Raw genomic sequence first — 26,585 nt, 5'->3', positions numbered from 1 at the left:
TCTTCGTTGGCCCGTTGTCAGCGGGCGTGGCTAATGGAAATCTTGTTATTCGCCCGGCGCAGCCAGCGATGGCGCGTCAACGGGCGATACCGGCGGCACGGGCCGCCGGGCGTGCATCGAGTCAGGCGCCGGCCATGGTGGCGGTGGCCACCTGGGTCAGGCTGCCCGGCGTGACCGGCTTGATGCCCGCCTCGAACTCGGCACGGAAATATTTGATCGCGCTGCCCAAGGGCTCCACGGCGCCGGGGGCGTGGGCACAGAAAGTCTTGCCAGGGCCGAGGAAACCGACCAGGCCCAGCAGGGTTTCGATGTCCCCTGGCTGGCCGTTGCCGGTCTCGATGGCGCGCAGCAGCTTGACGCTCCATGGCAAGCCGTCGCGGCACGGGGTGCAGAAGCCACAGGACTCGCGGGCGAAGAATTCTTCCATGTTGCGCAGCAGCGAAACCATGTTGACGCTGTCGTCCACGGCCATGGCCAGGCCGGTGCCCATCCGGGTGCCGACCTTGCCGATGCCGCCGGCGTACATTTGCGCGTCGAGATGCTCGGGCAACAGAAAACCGGTACCGGCGCCGCCTGGCTGCCAGCACTTGAGGGTGAAGCCGTCGCGCATGCCACCGGCGTAGTCCTCGAACAGCTCACGCGCGGTGATGCCGAACGGCAGCTCCCACAGGCCAGGGTTCTTGACCTTGCCGGAGAAGCCCATCAGCTTGGTGCCGTGGTCTTCGCTGCCTTCACGGGCCAGCGACTTGTACCAGTCGATGCCGTTGCCGACGATGGCCGGCACGTTGCACAGGGTTTCCACGTTGTTCACGCAGGTCGGCTTGCCCCACACGCCGACGGCGGCAGGAAAGGGCGGCTTGGAGCGCGGGTTGGCGCGACGGCCTTCCAGGGAGTTGATCAGTGCGGTTTCTTCACCGCAGATGTAGCGCCCGGCGCCGGTGTGCACGAACAGCTCGAAGTCGAAGCCCGACCCCAGGATGTTCTTGCCCAGCAGGCCGGCGGCCTTGGCTTCCTGCACCGCGCGGTTCAGGTGCTTGGCAGCCGTGGTGTACTCGCCCCGCAGGAAGATGTAGCCACGATAGGCTTTCAGCGCGCGGGCGGAAATCAGCATGCCTTCGATCAGCAGATGAGGCTGCTGCTCCATGAGCATGCGGTCTTTCCAGGTGTTGGGTTCCATTTCATCCGCATTGCACAGCAGGTAGCGGATGTTCATGGATTCGTCTTTGGGCATCAGGCCCCATTTGACGCCGGTGGGGAAGCCCGCACCGCCACGACCCTTGAGGCCCGAGTCCTTCACCGTCTGCACGATGTCGTCCTGCGACATGTCGGCGAACGCCTTGCGCGCGGCGGCGTAGCCGTCCTTGGCCTGGTACTCGTCGAGCCAGATCGGCTCGCCGTCGTCGCGCAGGCGCCAGGTCAGCGGATGGGTTTCTGCGGCGCGGGCAATGGTGTTGGCCGGGCCGAACGAGGTGAGCTTCATACGTAGCCCTCCAGCAGTTGGGCCACGCCAGCGGGCTGGACATCGCCAAAGGTATCGTCGTCGATCATCAGCGCCGGGGCCTTGTCGCAGTTGCCCAGGCAGCACACCGGCAGCAGGGTGAAGCGGCCGTCGGCGGTGGTCTGGCCCAGGCCGATGCCCAGCTTGCTCTGGATTTCGCTGACCACCGACTCGTGGCCACCGATGTAGCAGACCATCGAGTCGCACACGCGAATGATGTGACGGCCCACCGGCTGGCGGAAGATCTGGCTATAGAAGGTGGCCACGCCTTCGACGTCGCTGGCCGGAATGCCGAGCATCTCGCCGATCGCGTAGAGCGCGCCGTCCGGGACCCAGCCGCGTTCCTTCTGAACGATCTTCAAGGCTTCGATGGACGCCGCGCGCGGGTCTTCGTAGTGGTGCAGCTCGTGCTCGATGGCCGAGCGCTCGGTTTCGCTCAAGGCGAAACGGTCTGTCTGGATGAGCGTGCTGTTCATGCTTAGCGGTCCACGTCGGCCATAACGAAGTCGATACTACCCAGGTACGCGATCAAGTCCGCGACCATGCTGCCTTTGATCACCGAAGGGATCTGCTGCAGGTGCGGGTAGCTTGGGGTGCGTATGCGGGTACGGTAGCTCATGGTGCCGCCGTCGCTCGTCAGGTAATAGCTGTTGATGCCCTTGGTCGCTTCGATCATCTGGAAGGATTCGTTGGCCGGCATCACCGGGCCCCACGAGACTTGCAGGAAGTGCGTGATCAAGGTTTCGATGTGCTGCAGCGTGCGCTCCTTGGGCGGCGGCGTGGTCAGCGGGTGATCCGCCTTGTACGGGCCTTCGGGCATGTTGCGCATGCATTGTTCGATGATCTTCAGGCTCTGGCGCATCTCTTCCACGCGCACCATGCAGCGATCGTAGGCGTCACCGTTGTGCGCCAGCGGCACTTCGAACTCGAAGTTTTCGTAGCCCGAGTACGGACGCGCCTTGCGCAGGTCGAAATCGCAACCGGTCGAGCGCAGCCCGGCACCGGTGACGCCCCATTCCAGGGCTTCCTTGGTGTTGTACGCGGCGACACCGATGGTGCGGCCCTTGAGGATGCTGTTCTGCAGGGCGGCCTTGGTGTATTCGTCGAGGCGCTTGGGCATCCATTCGATGAAGTCCTTGACCAGCTTTTCCCAGCCGCGCGGCAGGTCGTGGGCGACGCCGCCGATGCGGTACCAGGCCGGATGCAGGCGGAAACCGGTGATGGCTTCGATCACCGTGTAGGCCTTCTGCCGGTCGGTGAAGGTGAAGAACACCGGGGTCATGGCGCCGACGTCCTGGATATAGGTACCCAGGAACAGCAGGTGGCTGGTGATGCGGAAGAACTCGGCCATCATGATGCGGATGGTGTCGACCTTCTGCGGCACCTTGATGCCGGCCAGCTTCTCGACCGCCAACACGTAGGGCAGGTTGTTCATCACCCCGCCCAGGTAGTCGATGCGGTCGGTGTAGGGGATGAAGCTGTGCCACGACTGGCGCTCGGCCATTTTCTCGGCACCACGGTGGTGGTAGCCGATGTCGGGCACGCAGTCGACGATCTCTTCACCGTCCAGCTGCAGAATGATGCGGAACGCACCGTGCGCCGAAGGGTGGTTCGGGCCCAGGTTGAGGAACATGTAGTCCTCGTTGGTGCCCGACCGCTTCATGCCCCAGTCCTCGGGCTTGAAACGCGCGGCTTCCTCTTCCAGCTGCTGCTTGGCCAGGGTCAGGCTGTAGGGGTCGAATTCGGTCGCCCGCGCCGGGTAGTCCTTGCGCAACGGGTGGCCTTCCCAGGTCGGCGGCATCATGATGCGCGACAGGTGCGGGTGACCGGCGAAATCGATGCCGAACATGTCCCAGACTTCACGCTCGTACCAATTGGCATTGGGCCAGATACCGGTGATGGTCGGCAGGTTCAGATCGCCTTCGTTCAAGGCCACCTTGAGCATGACGTCGCTGTTACGTTCGACCGACAGCAGGTGGTAGAACACGGTAAAGTCGCCGGCGCTGGGGATCGCGCGGCGATGGGTGCGCAGACGCTCGTCCACGGCATGCAGGTCGTACAGCATGCTGTAGGGCTTGGGCACGTTGCGCAGGAACGTGAGGATCTCGACCAGCTTGGCACGGGCTACCCACAATACAGGCATGCCGGTACGGGTTTCCTGGGCAAGAAACGCCTCGGGGCCAAAGCGCTGGTTCAGTTCGGCGACCACGTCTTGGTCGTCAGCCTTGTAGGGCGGGATATACAGAGCGGTGTCCGCTGTTGTCATGGTCTCGGTCGCTATCGGTCAACTACGGTATGAAGCCAGGGTTCTCGGCCTGTCGCTGCAGGCGTGACAAGCGCTGGATCAGACTTCGTCGGGGCTGCGCAGGTTGGTTACCGCAATACGCTGTTCGCGGCGCTGTTCCTTCTGCGACGGCATCTCGGCGCGGTACACGCCCTGATCACCGACGACCCAGGACAGCGGGCGACGCTCTTGGCCAATCGACTCCTGCAACAGCATCAGGCCTTGCAGGAAAGCTTCAGGGCGCGGCGGGCAGCCCGGCACATAGACGTCCACGGGGAGGAATTTGTCGACCCCCTGGACCACCGAGTAGATGTCGTACATGCCGCCGGAGTTGGCGCACGAACCCATGGAGATGACCCACTTGGGTTCGAGCATCTGCTCGTAGAGGCGCTGGATGATCGGCGCCATCTTGATGAAGCAGGTGCCGGCGATGACCATGAAGTCGGCCTGACGCGGCGATGCCCGGATGACTTCGGCGCCGAAGCGGGCGATGTCGTGGGGCGCCGTGAAGGCCGTGGTCATTTCCACGTAGCAGCACGAGAGACCGAAGTTGTACGGCCACAGGGAGTTCTTGCGACCCCAGTTGACCGCGCCGCTGAGGACGTCTTCGAGTTTGCCCATGAAGATGTTCTTGTGAACCTGATCTTCTAGGGGGTCGGAAACAGTTTCCCTGGTGCCGATGGGATACTGCTCGTTGGGAGCATCGGGGTCGATCCGGGTGAGATTGTATTGCATTGCCAAAGCCTCATTGTTTCAGCTTCGCCTGCCGCTTGCGACGAGCTTCCGGAGCCCAGTCAAGGGCGCCCACTCGGAACAGGTAGACAAGACCTGCCAACAGAATTGCTATGAAAACGAGAGCTTCGACGAATCCGGTCCAGCCGCTTTCGCGGACGGACACAGACCAGGCAAAGAGAAAAAGGGCTTCGATATCGAAGATCACGAACAGCATCGCGACCAGATAGAATTTGGCGGAAAGGCGCAGGCGGGCGCTGCCGACCGGCAGCATGCCGGATTCGAAAGGTTCGTTCTTGCTGCGTCCGAAGGCTTTGCTGCCCAGCAGGCTGGAGAGCCCGAGCATGAACGCGCACAGACCGGCAACACCGAGAAGGAAGATGGCAAAGCCCCAGTTGTGGGCGATGAGTCCTGTCGAATCGGGCATGCTGGTTTCCTTGGCAGGGGCCTGGGCCGCTGAATTGAATGAAGTGTCGCAGTGACGATATGTCGCAGCAGAATCGATCGCGCTGATTTTATGGGTAAAAGCCGGGCAAGTAAATTTCGGATCGCAAATTAATTCGTATCATTACGCACATAGGCTTAGTCAATGTAGCTCATGCTGGGGTTTTGGGTGGATTAATGAAGAATTATCAATGGTGACAGACTTTTACCACTGCCATACTCACACCTTAATGATAATTAATATCATTTACGGCTGAGTTCTATGGTCCAAGTTCGGATAACTAAGTCCGCAGAGTGTTTTACTGGGTTATTCGATTGCCGGCATTGCGCCAGATCAATCGATTGCAAAAAAAACCGCCGGGCTATCGCCGCGGCGGCTCCAAACCAGATAACCCTCTCTTGTGGGAGCGGGTTCTACCCGCGAAGGCCACGCTACGGTCTGGCAGTTACACCGCGCCGAACGCTTCGCGGGCAGAGCCCGCTCCCACAGAGATATCTGCCCCAGAGGGAAGCAGTCTGGCTGGGAGATCAGTGGAACTGCTCTTCCTCGGTGGAGCCGGTGAGTGCGGTGACCGATGAAGCGCCACCTTGAATCACCGTGGTCATGTCGTCGAAGTAGCCAGTGCCCACTTCCTGCTGGTGCGCCACGAAGGTGTAGCCTTTTTCGGCATCGGCAAATTCCTGCTCCTGCAGTTTCACATAGGCCGTCATATCGTTGCGCGCGTAGTCGTGGGCCAGGCTGAACATGCCGTGCCACATGTTGTGGATCCCGGCCAGGGTGATGAACTGATGCTTGTAGCCCATTGCCGACAGCTCGCGCTGGAATTTGGCGATGGTCGCGTCGTCCAGGTTCTTCTTCCAGTTGAAGGACGGCGAGCAGTTGTAAGAAAGCAGCTGGTCCGGGTACTCGCGCTTGATGGCCTCGGCGAAGCGACGTGCCTCGTCCAGATCCGGCTTGGCGGTTTCGCACCAGATGAGATCGGCATAGGGCGCGTACGCCAGGCCACGGGCGATCGCCTGGTCCAGACCTGCGCGCACTTTGTAGAAGCCCTCGGGCGTACGGGTGCCCGTTACGAACGGCTGGTCGTAGGGGTCGCAGTCCGAGGTCAGCAGGTCGGCAGCGTTCGCATCGGTGCGCGCAAGGATGATTGTCGGTACACCGGCGACGTCCGCAGCCAGGCGTGCGGCAGTCAGTTTCTGTACGGCTTCCTGGGTCGGCACCAGCACCTTGCCGCCCATGTGCCCGCACTTTTTCACGGACGCCAGCTGGTCTTCGAAGTGCACGCCTGCAGCGCCCGCTTCGATCATGTTCTTCATCAGCTCATAGGCGTTGAGTACGCCACCGAACCCGGCCTCGGCGTCGGCCACGATCGGTGCGAAGTAGTCGATGTAGCCCTGGTCGCCTGGATTCTTGCCGGCTTTCCACTGGATCTGGTCGGCGCGTCGGAACGAGTTGTTGATGCGCTTGACCACGGTGGGCACCGAGTCGACCGGGTACAGCGACTGGTCGGGGTACATCGATTCGGCGGAGTTGTTGTCCGCCGCGACCTGCCAGCCTGACAGGTAGATGGCCTGGATGCCGGCCTTGACCTGCTGAACCGCTTGGCCGCCGGTAAGCGCGCCCATGCAGTTGACGAAGTCCTTGTCGGGGCGGAATGAAGGTTTGGCGCCCTGGGTCACCAGGTTCCAGAGCTTCTCCGCACCCAGGCGAGCGAGCGTGTGTTCCGGTTGTACCGAGCCACGCAGGCGAACCACGTCGGCGGGCGAGTAGTTGCGCGTCACACCTTTCCAGCGCGGGTTTTCAGCCCAGTCTTTTGCAAGGGCCGCTTCTTGTTGTTCGCGTGTCAGTGCCATGGAGATAAACCTCGTGCATAGGTTCGATGATGGGGTTGCTGCGCCAGGCGCTGCTTGAGCCGAACACGTGATCGGTGAAGGCGAGGCCATCATGCCCCATGGATTTTCAGCACGTCAAACGTTTTGTAGTGAAAAATTAAAAGCACTACATTTCGATGAAAATGGCGACCGGCGAGTCAGTTTCCGAGGCTGCAGTCTCCGGCGCACTCGTTGAGACGGCGAGGGCTGAGATCGGCTCAATCCAAGGTATCGACCTTCACTCGCACGGTGGTGTCGTTGCGGCCCTGAGTGCTGTATTGGCGGGCTATGCCTTGCTGATTGATACTCGAATGCTGGTTCGTCCCGGCCACCGTGATCCATTCGCCCAGCCGGCCACTGAGGGTCGACTGGGTGCTTTGCAGGTTGACGACGTCGGCTCGCTCCTGGCTCGGGCGGTCGTTGTTTGTAGCGATGTTGAGATGCACTACATCGCCCGTCAGGCTGGCCGTGACGTAGAAGCCTTGAGTGACATCGCGGTAGTCGGTCTGGGCCTGCAGGCGACCGTAGGCGTCGGTGCCGGCCGTGGTCAGCGGAACGCTTTGGCCGATCTGGATGAGTGCAGGGCTGCCTTCGCTGGCCTGCACCTGCTGCACGCCGCCGCTGCGGTTGTCGGTACCGTACTGGATGATGCGCGTGGTGCCGCCACCGTTGACCCGATAACCACGCTGGTTGGCCGTGTTGCTGTCGCTGGTATCGACGCTGATGAGCAGGCGCCGTGCCGGTTTATCCAGTTGCTCGAGCAGGGCGGTAAGCTCGTCCAGCTTGTCCGGCTCGGCGTTGACCACCAATTGGTTTCCATAGGCCGCGACGGTGCCTTCACGGCCCACGAGTTGTTGGGCGATGGGCAGGATATCGGCGCTGGTGCGATAGTGAAGGGGCATGACTTGTGTAGCGGCGTTGGCCCCGGTAGCGAGGCACAACAGCAGGCTGACGAACAGAAGGTGCAGCGGCATATCCATGATCTCCGCATTGAGTGTGCGGACAAGTATGGCACGCTGGAGCGGGTGGCCGCGGTGCATCAGACAACCCGCAGCGCCTGTTCGCGGCCGATGACCGCTCCCACGAAGTCACCACCGTCTTTTGTGGGAGCGGTCCGTGGCCGCGAACGGTGCGCTACGGTCTGTCGGGCAGACCGCAGCGCGATCAATCCTGTGTGCGGACCATGTCTACATGGGGCAGGCCGGCTTCCAGGAACTCGCCGCTGACGATGCGAAATCCATGGTGTTCGTAGAACGCCGTGGCGTGCACCTGGGCACTGAGCTTCTGCTGATGCAGACCCAAAGCGTTGGCATGGGCGATGACCGCTTGCAGCAGTTTGTCGCCCACCCGCAGCCCACGCCAATCCTTGAGCACCGACACGCGGCCGATCTCACCGTCGGCGAGCAGGCGGGCCGTGCCCACCGCGTAGTCGCCTTCGACGGCCAGGAAGTGGACCGCACTCAGGTCCTCTTCATCCCACTCGAGCTCGGCAGGAATCGATTGCTCGGCGATGAACACCGCCTCGCGAATGCGCCGGATGTCTCGGTTGTCCTTGTGCCAATCGGCCACGCGCACTTCGACGCTATTCATCGATGGCGAACCCCAAGCTCCCTTGCTTCACCAGCTCGCACAGCAACGCGCGACCCTGCTCGTCGTTCATCCAGGGGCCCAGGTTGTCGATGTGCAAGGCGTCGGCCGCGCAGATCAGCTTCAGCAGGTCGCGCAGTTCGCCCGGCAACAGGCGGCTCTGGCCGCTGGCGAACAGCAGCAGGTCTTCGTCGACTTCCGACCAGGCCAGGCGCGCGCTAGGGTTACGGACCAGCAAGGCGCCCTGTTCAAGCTCGGCGAGCAGATCGGCCTCGGCCATGTCTTCGCCGGCGACCAGCTCCGGGTAACGCGGCTCGGTCATGAACTGGCCGAACCAGGTCAGCAGCAGGCGCTCATCGCTCATGTGCTCGGCCAACAGGCGCTTGAGGCGATCCAGCGCGTCGTGCTGAATCTGGTGAGGGTCGGCTGCCGGCACCGCGTCGGCATCGCTGTAGCGCTCTTCGTCCGGCAGGAACTGGCTGAGGAAGTCGGTGAAGTGGGTCAGCACCTCGGCCGCGCTCGGTGCACGGAAGCCAACCGAGTAGGTCATGCAGTCGTCCACGGCTACACCGCAGTGGGCCAGGCGTGGCGGCAGGTAGAGCATGTCGCCCGGTTCCAGGGTCCACTCTTCGCTTTGCTGGAAATCGGCCAGGATGCGCAGATCCGGATGATCGAGCAGCGGGCTCTGGGAGTCGCACATCTGCCCGACCTTCCAGTTGCGCTTGCCCAGGCCTTGCAGCAGGAATACGTCGTAGTTGTCGAAGTGTGGGCCGACTCCACCGCCTGGTGCAGCAAAGCTGATCATCACATCGTCGATACGCCAGCTCGGCAGAAAGCGGAAGTGCTCGAGCAGCTCGGCCACTTCCGGCACGAACTGGTCAACGGCCTGGACCAGCAGGGTCCATTCGGTTTCCGGCAATTTGCTGAATTCATCTTCGGCGAACGGTCCGCGACGCATTTCCCACGGCTGGGCGCCGTGCTCGATGACGATCCGCGATTCAACTTCTTCTTCCAGAGCCAGGCCGGCCAGTTCGTCGGCGCTCAACGGGTTTTCGAAATCGGTGAAAGCCTGGCGCACCAACAGAGGCTTCTTCTGCCAGTAATCGCGAAGGAATTCAGCGGCAGTCAGGCCGCCCAGGATTTGAAGTGGAGTATTAGATTTCATGTGTAACCTGCTGAATAATATTGCTTTTATAGCCGGAATAAAAACGCCCGGCTAAGCCGGGCGTCAAAGCGTCGATGGCGGGTGTCAGACGCGTTTGGCCTGAGCGGCCGCATTGCCGATGTAGTTCGCCGGCGTCAACTGCTTGAGCTCGGCCTTGGCCTGGTCGGGCATGTCCAGGCCATCGATGAAGGTCTGCAGGGCTTCGGGGCTGATGCCCTTGCCGCGGGTCAGCTCCTTGAGCTTCTCGTACGGGTTCTCGATGTCGTAGCGGCGCATGACCGTCTGGATCGGCTCGGCCAGCACTTCCCAGCAAGCATCCAGATCTTCAGCAATGCGTTGAGTATTGATCTCTAACTTGCTGATTCCCTTGAGACTTGCCTCGTAGGCAATGACGCTGTGGGCGAAACCTACGCCCAGGTTGCGCAGTACGGTGGAGTCGGTCAGGTCGCGCTGCCAGCGCGAGATTGGCAGCTTGCTGGCCAGGTGCTGGAACAGTGCGTTGGCGATGCCCAGGTTGCCTTCCGAGTTCTCGAAGTCGATCGGGTTGACCTTGTGCGGCATGGTCGAGGAACCGATTTCACCGGCAATGGTGCGCTGCTTGAAATAGCCCAGGGAGATGTAACCCCAGATATCGCGATCGAAGTCGATCAGGATGGTGTTGAAACGGGCGATCGCGTCGAACAGCTCGGCGATGTAGTCATGCGGCTCGATCTGCGTGGTGTAGGGGTTGAAGCCCAGGCCCAGCTCGTCTTCGATGAAGGCGCGTGCATTGGCCTCCCAGTCGATCTGCGGATAGGCGGACAGGTGGGCGTTGTAGTTGCCCACCGCGCCGTTGATCTTGCCCAGCAGCGGCACGGCGGCCACTTGAGCGATCTGTCGCTCGAGGCGGTACACCACGTTCGCCAGTTCCTTGCCCAGGGTGGTGGGCGAAGCCGGCTGGCCGTGGGTGCGCGAGAGCATCGGCACGTCGGCGAAGCGGTGGGCCAGCTCACGGATCGACTCGGCAATCTGGCGCATCAGCGGCAGCATGACGTCATCACGGCCTTCGCGCAGCATCAGGGCGTGGGACAGGTTGTTGATGTCCTCGCTGGTGCAGGCGAAGTGGATGAACTCGCTGACCTTGGCCAGCTCCGGGAGCTTGGCGGCCTGCTCCTTGAGCAGGTACTCGATGGCCTTGACGTCGTGGTTGGTGGTGCGCTCGATTTCCTTGACGCGCTCGGCGTGCTCCAGGGCGAAATCACTGGCCAGCACGTCCAGCACGGCGTTGGCCTCTGCCGAGAAAGCCGGTACTTCGGCGATTTGCGGATGCGCGGCCAGGCGCTGCAACCAGCGCACCTCGACCAGAGCGCGAAAGCGAATCAGGCCGTACTCGCTGAAGATGGTACGAAGGGCCTGGGTTTTGCCGGCGTAGCGGCCGTCTACAGGGGAAACCGCAGTGAGCGAAGAAAGCTGCATGGGTATTCTCGGACAGTCGGGCTTTGAAAAGGGCGCGAATTATACATGAAAAAAGCCGGTTGGGCGGCGCAGGCCGACCGTTCGGCCACTCATCCGCGCATCATGGGGTACAGCTCTCGCAACAGTTTGCGGCGGCTGATCACCAGCTGCCAGCGATGGCCGCCCAGCTGTCGCCACAGGCGCGCGGCGCGAATGCCGGCCAACAGCAGGGCGCGGATCTTCGAGGCGTTGTTGGGTTGCTGGAGGTGGCGCGTATCGCCGTGTACCTGAATGCGCTGGCGCAGGGTGCTGAGCGTGTCCTGGTAGAGCGCGCCGGTGGCCGCGATGACGTTTTCATGGCCTTGGCCGAAATGCTCGACCTGGTTCTGGATCTGCGGGATGCGCTTGCCGATGATTTCGAGCATTTCGCCGCGTTTGGCCAGTTGTCGCTCCAGGCCCAGCATCGACAGCGCATAGCGCAACGGCTCGCGCTGCAGGCTGCCAGGGTCGCGCTCCAGGGCGCTGGACAGGGCGCCATAGCCTTCGTGCAGGTGGCTGTCGTCGCCGCCGAACACCTGCAGGGTATCCTTGGGGTCGACCACCAGCAGGCTGCCCAGCAGGCAGGCGACATCGGCCTCGGCTGCTGAACCGGTCTTGGCGATGCGGTCGACCAGCACCGCAGCCTGGAACACCGCGCCCAGCGCTACCAGTTGCTCCTGCAGGTTGTTCATGACTGACTCCAGGGCTCGGCGACTTCGATAACCCCGCCGCCCAGGCAGATCTCGCCGTCGTAGAGCACTACCGACTGACCCGGCGTGACGGCCCGTTGTGGCTCGTCGAACACGGCGCGATAGCCTTGGGCAGTGTGTTCCAGCGTGCACGCCTGGTCGCCCTGGCGATAGCGGACCTTGGCCGTCAGGCGCCGCGGCTCGGCCAGGTCCACCGGGTTGACCCAGTAGATTTCCGAGGCGAGCAGGGCGCGGGAAAACAGCAGCGGGTGCGCGTTGCCCTGGCCGACGATCAGTTCGTTGTGGGTCAGGTCCTTGATCAGCACATACCAAGGGTCGTCACCGGCGTCCTTCAGGCCGCCGATCCCCAGGCCCTGGCGCTGGCCGATGGTGTGGTACATCAAGCCGTGATGGCGCCCGATGACGTCGCCCTCGGTGGTCTTGATCTCGCCTGGCTGGGCGGGCAGGTACTGCTTGAGAAAGTCGCTGAAGCGTCGCTCGCCGATAAAGCAGATGCCAGTGGAGTCCTTCTTCTTGGCGGTCGCCAGGCCATGCATCTCGGCGATCGCGCGCACTTCGGGCTTTTCCAGCTCGCCCACGGGAAACAGCGTACGGGCGATCTGCTCGCCACCCACGGCGTGCAGGAAGTAGCTCTGGTCCTTGTTTGGATCCAGACCCTTGAGCAGTTGGGTCTGCCCGTCGATGTCGCGGCGACGCACGTAGTGGCCGGTGGCGATAAGGTCGGCGCCCAGCATCAGTGCGTAATCCAGGAACGCCTTGAACTTGATCTCGCGGTTGCACAGGATATCCGGGTTCGGCGTGCGTCCGGCTTTGTACTCCTCGAGAAAGTGCTCGAAGACGTTGTCCCAGTATTCGGCCGCGAAGTTGGCGGTGTGCAGCTTGATGCCCAGCTTGTCGCAGACGGCCTGGGCGTCCGCCAGGTCCTCGCGCGCCGTGCAGTATTCGGTTCCGTCGTCTTCTTCCCAGTTCTTCATGAACAGGCCTTCCACGTGGTAACCCTGCTCCATCAGCAGAAGGGCGGACACGGACGAGTCGACGCCGCCGGACATGCCGACGATGACGCGCTGCTTTGCACAGTGGCGGGGAGCTGGCTCACGCATAGGGATTCGATGGGGTCTCTGAAAAGGACGCGATTCTAACAGGGTGCGCTGCAAAACGCTCAGGTGCGAATCAGCTCGAGGCTGTGCAACGGTCCGCTCAGGTAGTCGTCCAGGCATTGCATGACCAGCTCGCTGCGCAGTCGATGGCCTTGGGACGCCAGTTCGTCACGCGTCAGCCAGGTCGTACCGCTGATGTCCGGATCCAGCTCAAGCTCCGGGTTCAAGTGCACGGGCCGCGCGCTGAAGCAGACGCGCTGGTAGGTCACGCCGTTGCTCGGCGCGGTATAGAGGTAGATGCCGACCACACCGGTCAGCTCCACTTCCCAGGCGGTTTCCTCCAGCGTTTCACGCAGCGCTGCCTGCAGCAGAGTTTCGTCGGGTTCCAGATGGCCGGCGGGCTGGTTGAGTACCAGGCGTCCGCCTTTCATTTCCTCGACGAACAGGAAGCGCCCGTTGTCTTCGATAACGGTGGCGACGGTGATATGAGGTTGCCAGGTCATGATGGAATCTCCTATTGATGAACCCCTCGTAGGAGCGGTCCGTGGCCGCGAACCAGGCACCGCGGTGCATCAGCCAATTCGCGTTGTCCTTTTCGCGGCCGATGACCGCTCCTACGAGAGATCTCAGGTGCCAGAAAAAGTCAGCCCCGGCACGAGGCCAGGGCTGGGGGTGTTGCCGTTGCAAGCCTTACACGAGCGATGCGATCGCGGCGTTCAGGGTTTCGCTAGGCCGCATGGCCTTGCGGGTCAGCTCGGAATCGGCGTGGTAATAGCCACCGATGTCCACTGGCTTGCCCTGAACGGCGTTGAGCTCGGCGACGATCTTCGCCTCGTTCTCGGCCAGGGTCTTGGCCAGCGGTGCGAACTGCGCCTTGAGGGCGGCATCGTCGTTCTGCTCGGCCAGGGCCTGCGCCCAGTACAGTGCCAGATAGAAGTGGCTGCCGCGGTTGTCGATGTTGCCGACCTTGCGCGACGGCGACTTGTTGTTGTCGAGGAACTGGCCGGTGGCCTTGTCCAGTGTTGCAGCCAGTACCAGCGCCTTGGGGTTGTCGTAGGTGCTGCCCAGGTGCTCGAGCGAGGCGGCCAGGGCCAGGAACTCACCCAGCGAATCCCAGCGCAGGAAGTTTTCTTCGACGAGTTGCTGAACGTGCTTGGGGGCCGAGCCGCCCGCGCCGGTTTCGAACAGGCCACCGCCGTTCATCAGCGGGACGATCGACAGCATCTTGGCGCTGGTGCCCAGCTCCATGATCGGGAACAGGTCGGTCAGGTAGTCGCGCAACACGTTGCCGGTAACGGAAATGGTGTCCTGCCCGGCGCGAATGCGCTTGAGCGAGAAGGCCATGGCGTCGACCGGCGACATGATCTGGATGTCCAGGCCATTGGTGTCGTGGTCTTTCAGGTACTTCTGCACCTTTTCGATCATCACGGCGTCGTGGGCACGCGCCGGGTCGAGCCAGAACACGGCTGGGGTGCTGCTGGCACGAGCGCGGTTGACGGCGAGCTTGACCCAGTCCTGGATCGGCGCGTCCTTGGTCTGGCACATGCGGAACACGTCGCCGGCCTCGACCTTCTGCTCCATGAGCACACGGCCATTACTGTCGCTGACGCGAACCACGCCGTCGGCGGCAATCTGGAAGGTCTTGTCGTGGGAGCCGTACTCTTCGGCTTTCTGCGCCATCAGGCCGACGTTGGGAACGCTGCCCATGGTGGTCGGATCGAAGGCGCCGTGCTTCTTGCAGTCCTCGATGGCCGCCTGGTAGATGCTGGCGTAGCAACGGTCCGGAATCAGGGCCTTGGTGTCCTGCAGCACGCCTTCGGCGTTCCACATCTTGCCCGAGTCGCGGATCATGGCCGGCATCGAAGCGTCGACGATGACGTCGCTCGGCACGTGCAGGTTGGTGATGCCCTTGTCGGAGTTGACCATGGCCAGGGCAGGACGAGTGGCGTAGACGGCCTGGACGTCGGCTTCGATCTGCGCCTGCTGCTCAGCGGGCAGCGACTTGATGCGTGCGTACAGATCACCAATGCCGTTGTTCAGGTTGAAGCCAACCTGTTCCAGCACGTCGGCGTGCTTGTCCAGCGCCTGCTGATAGAACTCGGCGACGATCTGGCCGAACATGATCGGGTCGGAGACCTTCATCATGGTGGCCTTGAGGTGTACGGAGAACAGAACGCCCTGCTTCTTGGCGTCTTCGATCTCGGCGGCCACGAAGGCGCGCAGGGCTTTCTTGCTCAGTGCGGCGCAGTCGATGATCTCGCCGGCCAGGACCTTGGTCTTTTCCTTCAGGACGGTGGTGCTGCCGTCGCTGCCGACCAGTTCGATCTTGACGCTGCCGTCGGCGTCGATCAGGGCGCTTTTCTCGCTGCCGTAGAAATCACCGCTGCTCATGTGCGCGACGTGAGACTTGGAGTCGGCGGCCCAGGCGCCCATCTTGTGCGGGTGCTTGCGCGCGTAATTCTTGACCGACAGCGGTGCGCGGCGGTCGGAGTTGCCTTCGCGCAGGACCGGGTTCACGGCGCTGCCTTTGACCTTGTCGTAGCGGGCGCGGGTGTCCTTGTCGGCATCGGACTCGGCGGTGTCCGGGTAGTCGGGCAGGTCGAAGCCCTGATCCTGCAGCTCCTTGATGGCCGCCTTGAGTTGCGGCACCGAAGCGCTGATGTTCGGCAGCTTGATGATGTTGGCTTCAGGCGTGGTGGCCAGGGTGCCCAGTTCGGCGAGATCGTCCGGCACGGGTTTGCCGGCCTGCAGACGCTCGGGGAAGCTCGAAAGGATACGTGCCGCCAGGGAAATGTCGCGGGTTTCGACGGCGATGTCCGAGGAAGCGGTGAAGGCTTCGATGATCGGCAGCAGCGAATAGGTGGCCAGGGCTGGCGCTTCGTCGGTGAAGGTATAAATGATCTTTGAGCGGGTGGGCATAATCGAATTAACTCTCTTCTTTGCTGAGCGTGCACAGAATCTCGAGATGCGCAGGATAGGCGCTTTCGCCGGTTGTCATCAATGAGGCGAAACGTCGAGCATTCGTCGCGGTGATGTGGGATGCATCAGTAGAGCGTCAAGCGGTCGACCGACGACAATCGCCCCGCAAGTAGCCTGGAGACCACTCGTACGGGCGGACCGATCCGACCAGCGTGACCCTGTGGTCACTGCGGCAGTATACCACTGGTCGTGGCGATGAATACTGTGTAGGGCCTACAAAGCTGCACCGCTGGGGGCATGCCGGAAACGAGACAGGCCATCCGTTCGGATGGCCTGTCCAGGTACGACCGTGAAGCAATGACGGCGAGCAAGCGCTCATGTGACACCGGATGCACCCGAGGAACGCTTGCCTGCGATCACTGTACTGGCGCCGCGATCACGCGTCCGCAGATTCCTTGGCTGCATTGTCGACCGGTGTGACACTGGTTTCGGGTGCTTCGACCGACGCTGGCTCGATACTTACCGCATGCAGGCCTTTAGGGCCCTGGACAATATCGAAGACTACCGCCTGACCCGCCTTCAGGGTCTTGTAGCCACCCATGGTGATGGCGGAGAAATGGGCGAATAGATCTTCGGTCTGACCGTCTTCGATGATGAAGCCGTAGCCCTTGGCGTTGTTGAACCACTTGACTTTACCACTGCGCATACCCATATCCCTCTGCAAAGGACTCCAGCTCTGGAGTATCATCCACTTCATGCGCAATCAAACGATTGAAAAAATTTGGTTGACTGCGCGGACCTTTCTTCCCCAATGTGGGTTCTACTGTTTGTAACACCGTTTTGCCGATAGTCAAGGTCATGCGGCGGCCGAGTCAAAATTCGGTCACAAGGTCAACCCACCACTTCTATTCGCTCAACGATGAATCTTCTTTCCATGCATGCATTCAGTCAGATTCGACTAACCTTCAATCAAGACCGCCCGCAGTCGCACGAGGACGATTCGGCAGGCATTGCCGTCCAGGAATCCAAGCCTGCATTGCAGGCCCCACCGATGTATAAGGTGGTTCTATTCAACGACGACTACACCCCGATGGATTTCGTCGTCGAAATCCTCGAGGTTTTTTTCAATCTGAATCGTGAGCTGGCGACCAAGGTCATGCTGGCCGTCCACACCGAAGGGCGGGCAGTATGCGGATTGTTTACCCGAGACATCGCCGAAACCAAGGCCATGCAGGTCAACCAGTACGCCAGGGAAAGCCAGCATCCGCTACTCTGTGAAATCGAGAAGGACGGTTAACGCCGACCACTTGGGTATGAGGTGAAGCTATGTTAAACCGCGAGCTCGAAGTCACGCTCAATCTTGCCTTCAAGGAAGCGCGCTCCAAGCGTCATGAATTCATGACCGTGGAACACCTTCTGCTGGCGCTATTGGACAACGAGGCAGCCGCCACCGTATTGCGGGCGTGCGGCGCCAATCTCGACAAGTTAAAACACGACCTGCAGGAGTTCATCGACTCCACCACGCCGTTGATTCCCGTGCATGACGAGGATCGCGAGACCCAGCCGACCCTGGGCTTCCAGCGTGTGCTGCAGCGTGCCGTGTTCCATGTACAAAGCTCGGGCAAGTGAGAAGTCACCGGAGCCAATGTGCTGGTGGCCATCTTCAGCGAACAGGAAAGCCAGGCCGTGTTTCTGCTCAAGCAGCAGAGCGTGGCGCGAATCGATGTGGTCAACTACATCGCCCATGGCATTTCCAAGGTTCCGGGACACGGCGACAGTTCCGAAGGCGAGCAGGAGATGCAGGATGAGGAAGGTGGTGACACGTCCTCGTCGAGCAACCCGCTGGACGCCTATGCCAGCAACCTCAACGAGCTGGCTCGACAGGGCCGTATCGATCCGCTGGTAGGTCGCGAGAGCGAAGTCGAGCGCGTTGCGCAGATTCTCGCCCGTCGGCGCAAGAACAACCCGTTGCTGGTCGGTGAGGCGGGCGTGGGCAAGACGGCCATCGCCGAAGGTCTGGCCAAGCGCATCGTCGACAGTCAGGTGCCCGATCTGCTCGCCAACAGCGTCGTGTATTCCCTCGACCTGGGCGCACTGCTGGCCGGCACCAAGTACCGCGGCGATTTCGAGAAGCGCTTCAAGGCGTTGCTCGGCGAGCTGAAGAAGCGTCCGCAAGCCATTCTGTTCATCGACGAGATCCACACCATCATCGGTGCCGGTGCTGCGTCGGGTGGGGTGATGGACGCGTCCAACCTGCTCAAGCCGCTGCTGTCCTCCGGGGACATCCGTTGCATCGGTTCGACCACGTTCCAGGAATTCCGCGGCATCTTCGAGAAGGACCGTGCCCTGGCACGGCGCTTCCAGAAAGTGGATGTGTCCGAGCCCTCGGTGGAAGACACCATCGGTATCCTGCGCGGCCTCAAGGGGCGGTTCGAGCAGCACCACAATATCGAGTACAGCGACGAGGCCCTGCGAGCGGCGGCCGAGTTAGCGTCGCGCTATATCAATGACCGGCACATGCCCGACAAGGCCATCGACGTCATCGACGAAGCCGGTGCCTACCAGCGTCTGCAGCCGGAGGCCAACCGCGTCAAGCGCATCGAGGTGCCTCAGGTCGAGGACATCGTGGCCAAGATCGCGCGGATTCCGCCAAAGCACGTGACCAGCTCGGACAAGGAGCTGCTGCGTAACCTGGAGCGCGACCTCAAGCTCACGGTGTTCGGCCAGGACGCTGCCATCGATTCGCTGGCCACGGCCATCAAGCTGTCCCGTGCTGGCCTCAAGGCACCGGACAAGCCAGTCGGCTCGTTCTTGTTCGCCGGTCCCACCGGTGTGGGCAAGACCGAGGCTGCGCGGCAATTGGCCAAGGCGCTGGGTGTGGAACTGGTGCGTTTCGACATGTCCGAGTACATGGAGCGTCACACCGTTTCGCGTCTGATCGGTGCGCCGCCCGGCTACGTCGGTTTCGACCAGGGCGGTTTGCTGACCGAAGCGATCACCAAGCAACCGCACTGCGTGCTGTTGCTCGATGAAATCGAGAAGGCTCACCCCGAGGTCTTCAACCTGCTGCTGCAGGTCATGGACCACGGGACGCTGACCGACAACAACGGGCGCAAGGCAGATTTCCGCAACGTGATTCTCATCATGACCACCAACGCCGGTGCCGAAACCGCTGCGCGGGCCTCGATCGGGTTTACCCATCAGGACCACTCTTCGGACGCCATGGAAGTGATCAAGAAGAGCTTCACACCGGAATTCCGCAACCGCCTGGACACCATCATCCAGTTCGGTCGTCTGAGCCACGAAGTCATCAAGAGCGTGGTCGACAAGTTCCTCACCGAACTTCAGGCGCAGCTGGAAGACAAGCGTGTCCAGCTCGAAGTCACCGATGCGGCGCGTGGCTGGCTGGCAGCGAGCGGCTACGACGTGCAGATGGGTGCAAGGCCGATGGCGCGTTTGATCCAGGACAAGATCAAGCGGCCGTTGGCTGAAGAGATCCTGTTCGGCGAGTTGGCCGAGCACGGCGGTGTGGTGCACATCGACATCAAGGACGGCGAGCTGACCTTCGATTTCGAGACCACGGCGGAGATGGCATAACGGCCTGACGCGGCTTGCGCCGCTGCTACAAGGGCTCCAAATCCAACACAAACAAAAACGCCCGGCAATGCCGGGCGTTTTCATGTGTCTCGGTTCAACGAGCGCGGTAGGTGATGCGCCCTTTGCTCAAATCATAGGGCGTCAGTTCAACACGCACCTTGTCACCGGTCAGAATACGAATGTAGTTCTTGCGCATCTTGCCGGAGATATGCGCGGTTACGACGTGCCCGTTTTCCAACTCCACGCGAAACATGGTGTTGGGCAGGGTGTCGACGACAGTGCCTTCCATTTCGAAGCTGTCTTCTTTCGACATGCAGTAAAACCCTCGGTATCCAGTTGATGGCCCGGTGCAACTGCGCCAGGCAAAAGCGGCGTGCATTGTGCCCGAAAAAGGGGTCTCAAGCCAAGGGGTTCAGTTAAGAGTCACCCATCTCTGGTTGATAAGCAGCTCGATTGGGCGATATTGGGTCTTGTAGCTCATCTTTTGGCAGTTCTTGATCCAGTACCCCAAGTACACCGCATCCAGATTCAATCGCCGTGCTTCCTCGATCTGCCACAGGATAGCCAGGCGGCCCAGGCTGCGGCGTTCCTGGCTCAGTTCGTAGAAGGTATAGACCGCAGAAAGGCCATTGGGCAGCAGGTCGGTCACCGCCACTGCAAGCAGTTGCCCGTCCAGGCGGAATTCGTAGAAGCGCGAGAATGGAAGATCGCGGACCAGGAAGGTCGAAAACTGATCGCGACTGGGCGGGAACATGTCGCCATCGGCATGCCGCTGCTCGATGTAACGCTGGTACAGATCGAAATACTCTTCAGTGAAGCGCGGGGTGGTAGAGGTCACCTGTACGTCTTGGTTGCGCTTGAGGATGCGTTTCTGCTGGCGTGAGGGCGTGAAGCCGGCTGTCGGGATGCGCGCGGGCACGCAGGCACTGCAGCGCTGGCAATGTGGGCGGTAGAGGTGGTCGCCGCTGCGGCGGAAACCCATTTCCGAGAGGTCGGCATAGACATTCACGTCCATCGGCTGGCTCGGATCGAGAAACAAGGTCGTGGCTTGCTCGTCGGGCAAATAGCTGCACGAATGGGGTTGAGTGGCATAGAACTTCAAGCGCGCCAACTCAGTCATGATGAACCCTCGGAATGAAACCATTGCATCAAGTGTATGCCAGCGCCGGATAACTCGCCTAGCGCCGCCACGTCGCGCTGTTGGGCTGATCCAGGTATTGGCTCAGATAGCCGGCGAATTCCTCTCGGGCGATGCTGCGGGCGCCCAGGTTGTGCAGGTGCTCGGTGGGCATCTGGCAGTCGATCAGCACGAATCCGGCCTGCTGCAGGTGCTCGACCAGCGTCACGAAGCCGACCTTGGAGGCATTGTCGGCGCGGCTGAACATCGATTCGCCGAAAAACAGCCGGCCCATGGCCAAGCCGTAGAGGCCGCCCACCAGCGTGTCGGCGTCCCAGACCTCGACCGAGTGCGCGTGCCCTTGTTCATGCAGTGCAAGGTAGGCGCGCTGCATGTCGTCCGTGATCCAAGTACCGTCAGTGTAGTCGCGCGGCCCGGCGCACGCGGCGATGACGGCAGCGAAGTCATGGTCGAACGTCACGGTGAAGCGGCCTTGGCGCAGGACCTTGCGCAGACTGCGCGAAACATGCAGCTCGCAGGGCAGCAGCACGGTACGTGGGTCAGGCGACCACCACAGAATCGGCTGGCCTTGCTCGAACCAGGGAAAGCAGCCATGCCGGTAGGCCTGGACCAGGCGCTCGGGGCTGAGGTCGCCGCCAGCGGCGAGCAGGCCATTGGGTTCGCGCATGGCCTTGCTCAGCGGTGGGAAAACCAGTTCGTTTCGTTTGAGCCAAGTCAGCATGAGTGTTCGCTACGGCAGGGGAGGGCGGTACGGGTGGGCAATGGTTCATCCTGCCATGATCTGATCGGCCCGCCAATGCGTGGCAGGTGCCATGTGCCAGGGATATCCGCAGGGGGTACGAACCGATGCCGTGCAGATGGCCAGGCTTTCATGTAACTTTTCCCGGTGTTTGCAGTCGGAGGTGACTGTTCTTCAAGAACCACTCGTAAGCGCTTGTCTGCAAACACAATGCGCGATCGGATCGTCTGTGATCGTGGGTAAGCACAGCCTGGATCGTTGCCAGGTGACAAGCGCTTATATTGCGGATTCGCGAATTGCAGACAAACCCGTACAATGCGATCTTTGCAGGGCCCGTTCCCAACCGACACTGGCCATTTGCTGTATTTTTTGTCATTCATCAGTTGCGCGCTTTAGCAGGCGCAGGAAATCAAGCGTTTTGAAGAAATCCACTGCCTCGTCCGCTCCCGCACCGGTGCCCGTCTGGCGCCAGCAGATGCATTATCGTCTCAAGGAAGGTGCCCTGATCGCCATGGGCGCACTGTGCCTGTATCTGTGGATGGCGTTGTTGACCTACGACCAGGCCGACCCTGGTTGGAGCCACACCAGCAGCAACATGGACCAAGTCCAGAACGCCGCTGGCCGGGCGGGCGCATTCGCTGCCGATATCCTGTTCATGGTGCTGGGCTATTTCGCCTACATTTTCCCCCTGCTGCTGGCTGTCAAGACCTGGCAGATCTTCCGTCAGCGCCACGAGCCCTGGCAGTGGAGCGGCTGGTTGTTTTCCTGGCGCCTGATCGGCCTGGTGTTCCTGATTCTGTCGGGTGCAGCGCTGGCCCACATCCATTTCCATTCCGCTGGCAGCCTGCCGGCGTCCGCTGGAGGTGCGCTGGGCGAAAGCCTGGGCAACCTGGCGCTCAATGCCCTGAATATCCAGGGCAGTACCTTGCTGTTCATCGCGCTGTTCCTGTTTGGCCTGACCGTGTTCACAGATCTGTCCTGGTTCAAGGTGATGGACATGACCGGCAAGATCACCCTCGATCTTCTCGAGCTGATGCAGGGCTCGGCCAGCCGTTGGTGGGCAGCGCGTGCCGAGCGCAAGCAACTGGTTGCCCAGTTGCGCGAAGTGGACGAGCCAGCCTACGCCGCACCGCGGATGAGCGAGCCACGCGATGTGGCCAAGCCGAAGCCGGCGCGGCCCATGCCTGTGGAGCCGACCCTGTCGAGCCAGCCAAGCCAGCCGAGCCCGCAGCCGCGTCCCGTGGCGCCGATCATGCCTGCCGCGTCGGTCGCGGCGGCTGCCGCACCTGCCCATGTCGCGCCGAGCCAGCCCATCCGGACTGCCGTGCCGATCAAGCCGTTGAGCGAAGAAAGCAGCCTGGGGGCGTCCGACGCCAAGCCTGCGGAACAGAGCGCACGAGTGCAAAGGGAAAAACAGGCTGCGTTGTTCCTCGACAGCGCCGTGCAGGGCACCTTGCCGCCGATCTCCATTCTCGATCCCGCCGAGCAGAAGAAGGTCAACTACTCGCCCGAATCGCTGGCGGCGGTGGGGCAGTTGCTCGAGGTCAAGCTCAAGGAATTCGGCGTGGAAGTGACCGTCGATTCCATCCATCCGGGTCCGGTGATCACCCGCTACGAGATCCAGCCCGCGGCCGGCGTCAAGGTCAGCCGCATCTCCAACCTGGCCAAGGACCTGGCGCGTTCGCTGGCGGTATTGAGTGTCCGGGTGGTCGAAGTGATCCCCGGCAAGACCACCGTGGGTATCGAGATTCCCAACGAGGACCGGCAGATCGTGCGCTTCTCCGAAGTGCTGTCTTCACCGCAGTACGACCAGGCCACCTCGCCCGTGACAATGGCGCTGGGCCACGATATCGGTGGCAAGCCGGTGATCACCGACCTGGCCAAGATGCCTCACCTGCTGGTCGCCGGTACCACCGGTTCGGGTAAGTCGGTGGGCGTCAACGCAATGATTCTCTCGATCCTGTTCAAGTCGGGCCCCGAAGACGCCAAGTTGATCATGATCGACCCCAAGATGCTCGAGCTGTCGATCTACGAAGGCATTCCGCACCTGCTGTGCCCGGTGGTCACCGACATGAAGGATGCGGCCAACGCCCTGCGTTGGAGCGTTGCCGAAATGGAGCGCCGCTACAAGCTGATGGCAGCCATGGGCGTGCGCAACCTGGCGGGCTTCAACCGCAAGATCAAGGATGCCGAGGAGGCCGGTACGCCGTTGACCGACCCGCTGTACAAGCGCGAAAGCATTCACGACGAGGCGCCGCTGCTCAAGACGCTACCGACCATCGTGGTGGTGGTGGACGAGTTCGCCGACATGATGATGATCGTCGGCAAGAAGGTCGAAGAGCTGATTGCGCGTATCGCCCAGAAGGCCCGTGCTGCCGGTATCCACTTGATTCTCGCCACCCAGCGCCCATCGGTGGACGTCATCACCGGCCTGATCAAGGCCAACATCCCAACGCGGATGGCGTTTCAGGTGTCGAGCAAGATCGACTCGCGCACCATCATCGACCAAGGCGGCGCCGAGCAGCTGCTGGGCCACGGTGACATGCTCTACATGCCGCCAGGCACCAGCCTGCCGATTCGCGTGCACGGTGCCTTCGTGTCCGACGAAGAGGTGCATCGCGTGGTCGAAGCCTGGAAGCAGCGTGGCGTGCCGGATTACAACGAGGACATCCTGGCTGGCGTCGAAGAAGCCGGCAGTGGCTTCGAGGGCAGCAGCGGCGGCGGTGACGGCGACGACAGCGAAAGCGATGCGCTCTACGACGAAGCGGTGAACTTCGTGCTGGAAAGCCGTCGGGCGTCCATTTCGGCGGTGCAGCGCAAGCTCAAGATTGGATACAACCGTGCGGCGCGGATGATCGAGTCCATGGAAATGGCCGGTGTGGTTACGCCGATGAACACCAATGGCTCGCGCGAAGTGATCGCGCCGGGCCCGATGCGCGATTGATGCAACGCTCGCGCCTTACCCTAGAACGAGGATTCCCATGCGCCTGATTCGCATGCTGTTGGTTTCTGCTTTGGCCTTGTCCAGCCTGTCGGTGCATGCCGACGGCAAGGATGTGGCACGCTTGACGCAACTGCTGGAGAAATCCCAGACGCTGACGGCACGTTTTTCTCAGCTGACCCTGGACGGCAGCGGTACCCAGCTGCAGGAGACGGCCGGGCAGATGGCCTTGCAGCGCCCTGGCCTGTTCAACTGGCACACCGATGCACCCCAGGAACAGCTAATGGTCTCCGATGGCAAGAAGGTATCGCTGTGGGACCCGGACCTGGAGCAGGTCACCATCAAGACCCTCGACCAGCGTTTGACCCAGACCCCGGCACTGCTGTTGTCCGGTGACGTGTCGAAAATCAGCCAGAGCTTCGACATCAGCGCCAAGGAAGCCGGTGACGTGATCGATTTCGTGCTCAAGCCCAAGACCCGCGACACCTTGTTCGACTCGCTGCGCCTGTCGTTCCGCAAGGGCGTGATCAACGACATGCAGCTGATCGACAGCGTGGGCCAACGCACCAATATCCTGTTCATGAACGTCAAGGCCAACGAGCCGATCGCCGCAAGCACCTTCAAGTTCGACATCCCCAAAGGGGCGGACGTGATCCAGGAATAAGTCGAGGTCGATTGCCGCCCCATGGACCTGTTTCGCAGTGATCCCATTGCCCAGCCGCTCGCCGCGCGCCTGCGCGCCAGCAACTTGGACGAATACGTCGGCCAGGAGCATCTGCTCGCCCGCGGCAAGCCGCTGCGCGAAGCGTTGGAGCAGGGCGCCCTGCACTCGATGATCTTCTGGGGCCCACCGGGGGTGGGCAAGACCACCCTGGCGCGGCTGTTGGCGAAAGTCTCGGACGCGCACTTCGAAACCGTTTCGGCGGTGCTGGCCGGGGTCAAGGAGATTCGCCAGGCGGTCGAGGTGGCCAAGCAGCAGGCCGGTCAGTACGGCCGCCGCACGATTCTGTTCGTCGACGAAGTGCATCGCTTCAACAAGTCCCAGCAGGATGCGTTCCTGCCCTATGTGGAAGATGGCACGCTGATCTTCATTGGTGCCACCACTGAAAACCCTTCGTTCGAACTCAACAACGCCTTGCTTTCGCGGGCCCGGGTTTACGTGCTGAAAAGCCTGGACGAGGCGGCGCTGCGGCGCCTGGTCGACCGCGCGCTGAACGAAGAGCGCGGGCTGGGCAAGCGCCAGTTGAGCCTGGGTGACGAAGCCTTCGCGATGCTCATGGCGGCCGCCGACGGTGACGGGCGCCGGATTCTCAACCTGCTGGAGAACGCGTCGGACCTCGCCGAGGACGGCGAGGAAATCAGCACCGACCTGTTGCAAAGCCTGCTGGGCGACACCCGTCGACGTTTCGACAAGGGCGGCGAGGCGTTCTACGACCAGATATCGGCCCTGCACAAATCGGTACGCGGTTCCAACCCGGATGCGTCGCTGTACTGGTTCGCGCGCATGCTCGATGGCGGCTGCGACCCGCTCTATCTGGCGCGGCGCGTGGTGCGCATGGCCAGCGAGGACATCGGCAACGCCGATCCGCGCGCCCTGCCGTTGTGCCTGTCGGCGTGGGACGTGCAGGAACGCCTGGGCAGCCCGGAAGGCGAGCTGGCGGTGGCGCAGGCGATTGTCTACCTTGCCTGCGCACCGAAGAGCAACGCGGTATACATGGGCTTCAAGGCGGCGATGCGCGAGGCGGCCGAGCACGGCTCGCTCGAAGTGCCGCTGCATCTGCGCAATGCTCCGACCAAGTTGATGAAGCAGCTGGGCTATGGCGACGAGTATCGCTATGCCCATGACGAACCTGACGCCTACGCGGCCGGCGAAGACTATTTCCCCGAACAACTGAGCCCGCGCCACTACTACCGACCTGTGCCCCGTGGCCTGGAATTGAAGATCGGCGAGAAGCTCAAGCACCTGTCCACCCTGGACGACAACAGTCCAAGACGGCGGAGAACCGAGTGATTCCGACCCTCATCGCCGTGTCCCTGGGCGGGGTAGTCGGCACCTTGCTGCGCTTCTTCACCGCGACCTACATCAATGCGAACTGGCCACGCTTGTTCTATACCGGTACGCTGGCCGTCAATATCATCGGCTGCCTGATCATCGGCTACCTGTACGGCTTGTTCATGATTCGCCCGGACATTCCGGTCGAGGTCCGTTCGGGATTGATGGTGGGGTTCGTGGGTGGCCTGACCACTTTTTCTTCTTTCTCGCTGGACACCGTGCGCTTGCTCGAAAGCGGCCAGGGACTGGTTGCCATGGGCTACTGCGCAGTGAGCGTATTCGGTGGCCTGCTGGCCACCTGGGCCGGCCTGGCACTGACTAAAATCTGACCAATAC

At 61.9% G+C, this 26,585-nt stretch carries 23 protein-coding genes and 1 pseudogene; 6 read left to right on the top strand and 18 right to left on the bottom strand.

All coding sequences use genetic code 11. The features are described 5' to 3' along the window. Positions 1-121 precede the first annotated feature (121 nt). From nuoF to cspD, 15 genes are all read right to left on the bottom strand, one after another. A complete protein-coding gene (nuoF, locus tag LT40_RS11375; protein WP_043190099.1) occupies positions 122-1,480 on the bottom strand; it encodes an NADH-quinone oxidoreductase subunit NuoF in 1,359 nt (452 codons plus the stop codon). After that, complete coding sequence (gene nuoE / locus LT40_RS11370; RefSeq protein ID WP_043190097.1) at positions 1,477-1,974, bottom strand: NADH-quinone oxidoreductase subunit NuoE; 498 nt, start codon at positions 1,972-1,974, stop codon at positions 1,477-1,479. The genes nuoF and nuoE overlap by 4 nt, the downstream gene beginning before the upstream one ends. Positions 1,975-1,976: 2 nt before the next feature. Then, a complete protein-coding gene (nuoC, locus tag LT40_RS11365) occupies positions 1,977-3,764 on the bottom strand; it encodes an NADH-quinone oxidoreductase subunit C/D (RefSeq protein ID WP_043190094.1) in 1,788 nt (595 codons plus the stop codon). A 78-nt stretch (positions 3,765-3,842) separates the two neighbouring features. Next, positions 3,843-4,517: a NuoB/complex I 20 kDa subunit family protein gene (locus LT40_RS11360; RefSeq protein ID WP_043190091.1), complete on the bottom strand. Its 675-nt coding sequence runs from the start codon at positions 4,515-4,517 to the stop codon at positions 3,843-3,845. 10 nt (positions 4,518-4,527) lie between these two features. Further along, on the bottom strand, positions 4,528-4,941 hold the full coding sequence (locus LT40_RS11355; protein WP_043190089.1) for an NADH-quinone oxidoreductase subunit A: 414 nt from the start codon (positions 4,939-4,941) through the stop codon (positions 4,528-4,530). A 545-nt stretch (positions 4,942-5,486) separates the two neighbouring features. Beyond that, positions 5,487-6,812: an isocitrate lyase gene (aceA, locus tag LT40_RS11350; protein ID WP_043190085.1), complete on the bottom strand. Its 1,326-nt coding sequence runs from the start codon at positions 6,810-6,812 to the stop codon at positions 5,487-5,489. 236 nt (positions 6,813-7,048) lie between these two features. Then, positions 7,049-7,804, bottom strand: a complete 756-nt coding sequence (locus LT40_RS11345) for a secretin N-terminal domain-containing protein (RefSeq protein ID WP_043193598.1) — start codon at positions 7,802-7,804, stop codon at positions 7,049-7,051. Between the two features lie 190 nt (positions 7,805-7,994). Then, positions 7,995-8,420: a GNAT family N-acetyltransferase gene (locus LT40_RS11340; protein ID WP_043190082.1), complete on the bottom strand. Its 426-nt coding sequence runs from the start codon at positions 8,418-8,420 to the stop codon at positions 7,995-7,997. Beyond that, the gene (locus LT40_RS11335) at positions 8,413-9,582 is read right to left on the bottom strand and encodes a ribosomal protein uL16 3-hydroxylase (RefSeq protein WP_043190080.1); all 1,170 of its coding nucleotides are present in this window, start codon (positions 9,580-9,582) and stop codon (positions 8,413-8,415) included. Before LT40_RS11335 ends, LT40_RS11340 begins: the two co-directional genes overlap by 8 nt. An 84-nt stretch (positions 9,583-9,666) precedes the next feature. Next, a complete protein-coding gene (gene purB / locus LT40_RS11330) occupies positions 9,667-11,037 on the bottom strand; it encodes an adenylosuccinate lyase (protein WP_043190076.1) in 1,371 nt (456 codons plus the stop codon). An 89-nt stretch (positions 11,038-11,126) separates the two neighbouring features. Further along, on the bottom strand, positions 11,127-11,747 hold the full coding sequence (hflD, locus tag LT40_RS11325) for a high frequency lysogenization protein HflD (protein WP_043190073.1): 621 nt from the start codon (positions 11,745-11,747) through the stop codon (positions 11,127-11,129). Further along, positions 11,744-12,865: a tRNA 2-thiouridine(34) synthase MnmA gene (gene mnmA, locus LT40_RS11320; protein ID WP_043190072.1), complete on the bottom strand. Its 1,122-nt coding sequence runs from the start codon at positions 12,863-12,865 to the stop codon at positions 11,744-11,746. Before mnmA ends, hflD begins: the two co-directional genes overlap by 4 nt. 59 nt (positions 12,866-12,924) lie before the next feature. Then, on the bottom strand, positions 12,925-13,365 hold the full coding sequence (locus tag LT40_RS11315) for an NUDIX hydrolase (RefSeq protein ID WP_043190070.1): 441 nt from the start codon (positions 13,363-13,365) through the stop codon (positions 12,925-12,927). A 187-nt stretch (positions 13,366-13,552) separates the two neighbouring features. Then, the gene (locus tag LT40_RS11310) at positions 13,553-15,781 is read right to left on the bottom strand and encodes an NADP-dependent isocitrate dehydrogenase (protein WP_043190065.1); all 2,229 of its coding nucleotides are present in this window, start codon (positions 15,779-15,781) and stop codon (positions 13,553-13,555) included. Between the two features lie 436 nt (positions 15,782-16,217). Next, positions 16,218-16,487, bottom strand: a complete 270-nt coding sequence (gene cspD, locus LT40_RS11305) for a cold shock domain-containing protein CspD (protein ID WP_192091335.1) — start codon at positions 16,485-16,487, stop codon at positions 16,218-16,220. 228 nt (positions 16,488-16,715) lie between these two features. On the opposite strand from cspD, the gene clpS reads away from it, so the two are divergent. Further along, positions 16,716-17,078 carry an ATP-dependent Clp protease adapter ClpS gene (gene clpS, locus LT40_RS11300; protein ID WP_043190060.1) on the top strand — a complete coding sequence of 121 codons (363 nt, stop codon included), beginning with the start codon at positions 16,716-16,718 and terminating at the stop codon, positions 17,076-17,078. A gap of 29 nt (positions 17,079-17,107) precedes the next feature. Next, positions 17,108-19,378: pseudogene (gene clpA / locus LT40_RS11295) on the top strand (ATP-dependent Clp protease ATP-binding subunit ClpA). A gap of 94 nt (positions 19,379-19,472) precedes the next feature. On the opposite strand, the gene infA reads toward clpA, so the two are convergent. From infA to aat, 3 genes are all read right to left on the bottom strand, one after another. Beyond that, positions 19,473-19,691: a translation initiation factor IF-1 gene (gene infA, locus LT40_RS11290; RefSeq protein ID WP_002553999.1), complete on the bottom strand. Its 219-nt coding sequence runs from the start codon at positions 19,689-19,691 to the stop codon at positions 19,473-19,475. 99 nt (positions 19,692-19,790) lie between these two features. Beyond that, positions 19,791-20,498: an arginyltransferase gene (locus LT40_RS11285; protein WP_043190057.1), complete on the bottom strand. Its 708-nt coding sequence runs from the start codon at positions 20,496-20,498 to the stop codon at positions 19,791-19,793. Positions 20,499-20,556: 58 nt separating this feature from the next. Continuing rightward, a complete protein-coding gene (gene aat, locus LT40_RS11280; protein WP_043190055.1) occupies positions 20,557-21,237 on the bottom strand; it encodes a leucyl/phenylalanyl-tRNA--protein transferase in 681 nt (226 codons plus the stop codon). A 436-nt stretch (positions 21,238-21,673) separates the two neighbouring features. On the opposite strand from aat, the gene LT40_RS11275 reads away from it, so the two are divergent. The 4 genes from LT40_RS11275 to crcB are packed head-to-tail and all read left to right on the top strand — an operon-like array spanning position 21,674 to position 26,578. Continuing rightward, entirely contained in the window at positions 21,674-24,199 is a 2,526-nt protein-coding gene (locus LT40_RS11275; RefSeq protein ID WP_043190052.1) for a DNA translocase FtsK, read from the top strand. A 37-nt stretch (positions 24,200-24,236) separates the two neighbouring features. Continuing rightward, on the top strand, positions 24,237-24,860 hold the full coding sequence (gene lolA / locus LT40_RS11270; RefSeq protein WP_043190051.1) for an outer membrane lipoprotein periplasmic chaperone LolA: 624 nt from the start codon (positions 24,237-24,239) through the stop codon (positions 24,858-24,860). 21 nt (positions 24,861-24,881) lie between these two features. Further along, on the top strand, positions 24,882-26,207 hold the full coding sequence (locus tag LT40_RS11265) for a replication-associated recombination protein A (RefSeq protein ID WP_043190049.1): 1,326 nt from the start codon (positions 24,882-24,884) through the stop codon (positions 26,205-26,207). Then, the gene (gene crcB, locus LT40_RS11260; RefSeq protein WP_043190046.1) at positions 26,204-26,578 is read left to right on the top strand and encodes a fluoride efflux transporter CrcB; all 375 of its coding nucleotides are present in this window, start codon (positions 26,204-26,206) and stop codon (positions 26,576-26,578) included. Before LT40_RS11265 ends, crcB begins: the two co-directional genes overlap by 4 nt. The last annotated feature ends 7 nt before the right edge of the window (positions 26,579-26,585 follow it).

It is taken from the genome of Pseudomonas rhizosphaerae (assembly GCF_000761155.1).
GTDB lineage: Bacteria > Pseudomonadota > Gammaproteobacteria > Pseudomonadales > Pseudomonadaceae > Aquipseudomonas > Aquipseudomonas rhizosphaerae.
This window is presented reverse-complemented; position numbering and strand designations above follow the sequence as displayed.

What these genes read in the sequence shown, in the direction of transcription:
- nuoF (WP_043190099.1), bottom strand. Translation starts at nt 1,480, where the DNA reads ATGAAGCTCACCTCGTTCGGCCCGGCCAACACCATTGCCCGCGCCGCA.
- nuoE (WP_043190097.1), bottom strand. Translation starts at nt 1,974, where the DNA reads ATGAACAGCACGCTCATCCAGACAGACCGTTTCGCCTTGAGCGAAACC.
- nuoC (WP_043190094.1), bottom strand. Translation starts at nt 3,764, where the DNA reads ATGACAACAGCGGACACCGCTCTGTATATCCCGCCCTACAAGGCTGAC.
- LT40_RS11360 (WP_043190091.1), bottom strand. Translation starts at nt 4,517, where the DNA reads ATGCAATACAATCTCACCCGGATCGACCCCGATGCTCCCAACGAGCAG.
- LT40_RS11355 (WP_043190089.1), bottom strand. Translation starts at nt 4,941, where the DNA reads ATGCCCGATTCGACAGGACTCATCGCCCACAACTGGGGCTTTGCCATC.
- aceA (WP_043190085.1), bottom strand. Translation starts at nt 6,812, where the DNA reads ATGGCACTGACACGCGAACAACAAGAAGCGGCCCTTGCAAAAGACTGG.
- LT40_RS11345 (WP_043193598.1), bottom strand. Translation starts at nt 7,804, where the DNA reads ATGCCGCTGCACCTTCTGTTCGTCAGCCTGCTGTTGTGCCTCGCTACC.
- LT40_RS11340 (WP_043190082.1), bottom strand. Translation starts at nt 8,420, where the DNA reads ATGAATAGCGTCGAAGTGCGCGTGGCCGATTGGCACAAGGACAACCGA.
- LT40_RS11335 (WP_043190080.1), bottom strand. Translation starts at nt 9,582, where the DNA reads ATGAAATCTAATACTCCACTTCAAATCCTGGGCGGCCTGACTGCCGCT.
- purB (WP_043190076.1), bottom strand. Translation starts at nt 11,037, where the DNA reads ATGCAGCTTTCTTCGCTCACTGCGGTTTCCCCTGTAGACGGCCGCTAC.
- hflD (WP_043190073.1), bottom strand. Translation starts at nt 11,747, where the DNA reads ATGAACAACCTGCAGGAGCAACTGGTAGCGCTGGGCGCGGTGTTCCAG.
- mnmA (WP_043190072.1), bottom strand. Translation starts at nt 12,865, where the DNA reads ATGCGTGAGCCAGCTCCCCGCCACTGTGCAAAGCAGCGCGTCATCGTC.
- LT40_RS11315 (WP_043190070.1), bottom strand. Translation starts at nt 13,365, where the DNA reads ATGACCTGGCAACCTCATATCACCGTCGCCACCGTTATCGAAGACAAC.
- LT40_RS11310 (WP_043190065.1), bottom strand. Translation starts at nt 15,781, where the DNA reads ATGCCCACCCGCTCAAAGATCATTTATACCTTCACCGACGAAGCGCCA.
- cspD (WP_192091335.1), bottom strand. Translation starts at nt 16,487, where the DNA reads ATGCGCAGTGGTAAAGTCAAGTGGTTCAACAACGCCAAGGGCTACGGC.
- clpS (WP_043190060.1), top strand. Translation starts at nt 16,716, where the DNA reads ATGCATGCATTCAGTCAGATTCGACTAACCTTCAATCAAGACCGCCCG.
- infA (WP_002553999.1), bottom strand. Translation starts at nt 19,691, where the DNA reads ATGTCGAAAGAAGACAGCTTCGAAATGGAAGGCACTGTCGTCGACACC.
- LT40_RS11285 (WP_043190057.1), bottom strand. Translation starts at nt 20,498, where the DNA reads ATGACTGAGTTGGCGCGCTTGAAGTTCTATGCCACTCAACCCCATTCG.
- aat (WP_043190055.1), bottom strand. Translation starts at nt 21,237, where the DNA reads ATGCTGACTTGGCTCAAACGAAACGAACTGGTTTTCCCACCGCTGAGC.
- lolA (WP_043190051.1), top strand. Translation starts at nt 24,237, where the DNA reads ATGCGCCTGATTCGCATGCTGTTGGTTTCTGCTTTGGCCTTGTCCAGC.
- LT40_RS11265 (WP_043190049.1), top strand. Translation starts at nt 24,882, where the DNA reads ATGGACCTGTTTCGCAGTGATCCCATTGCCCAGCCGCTCGCCGCGCGC.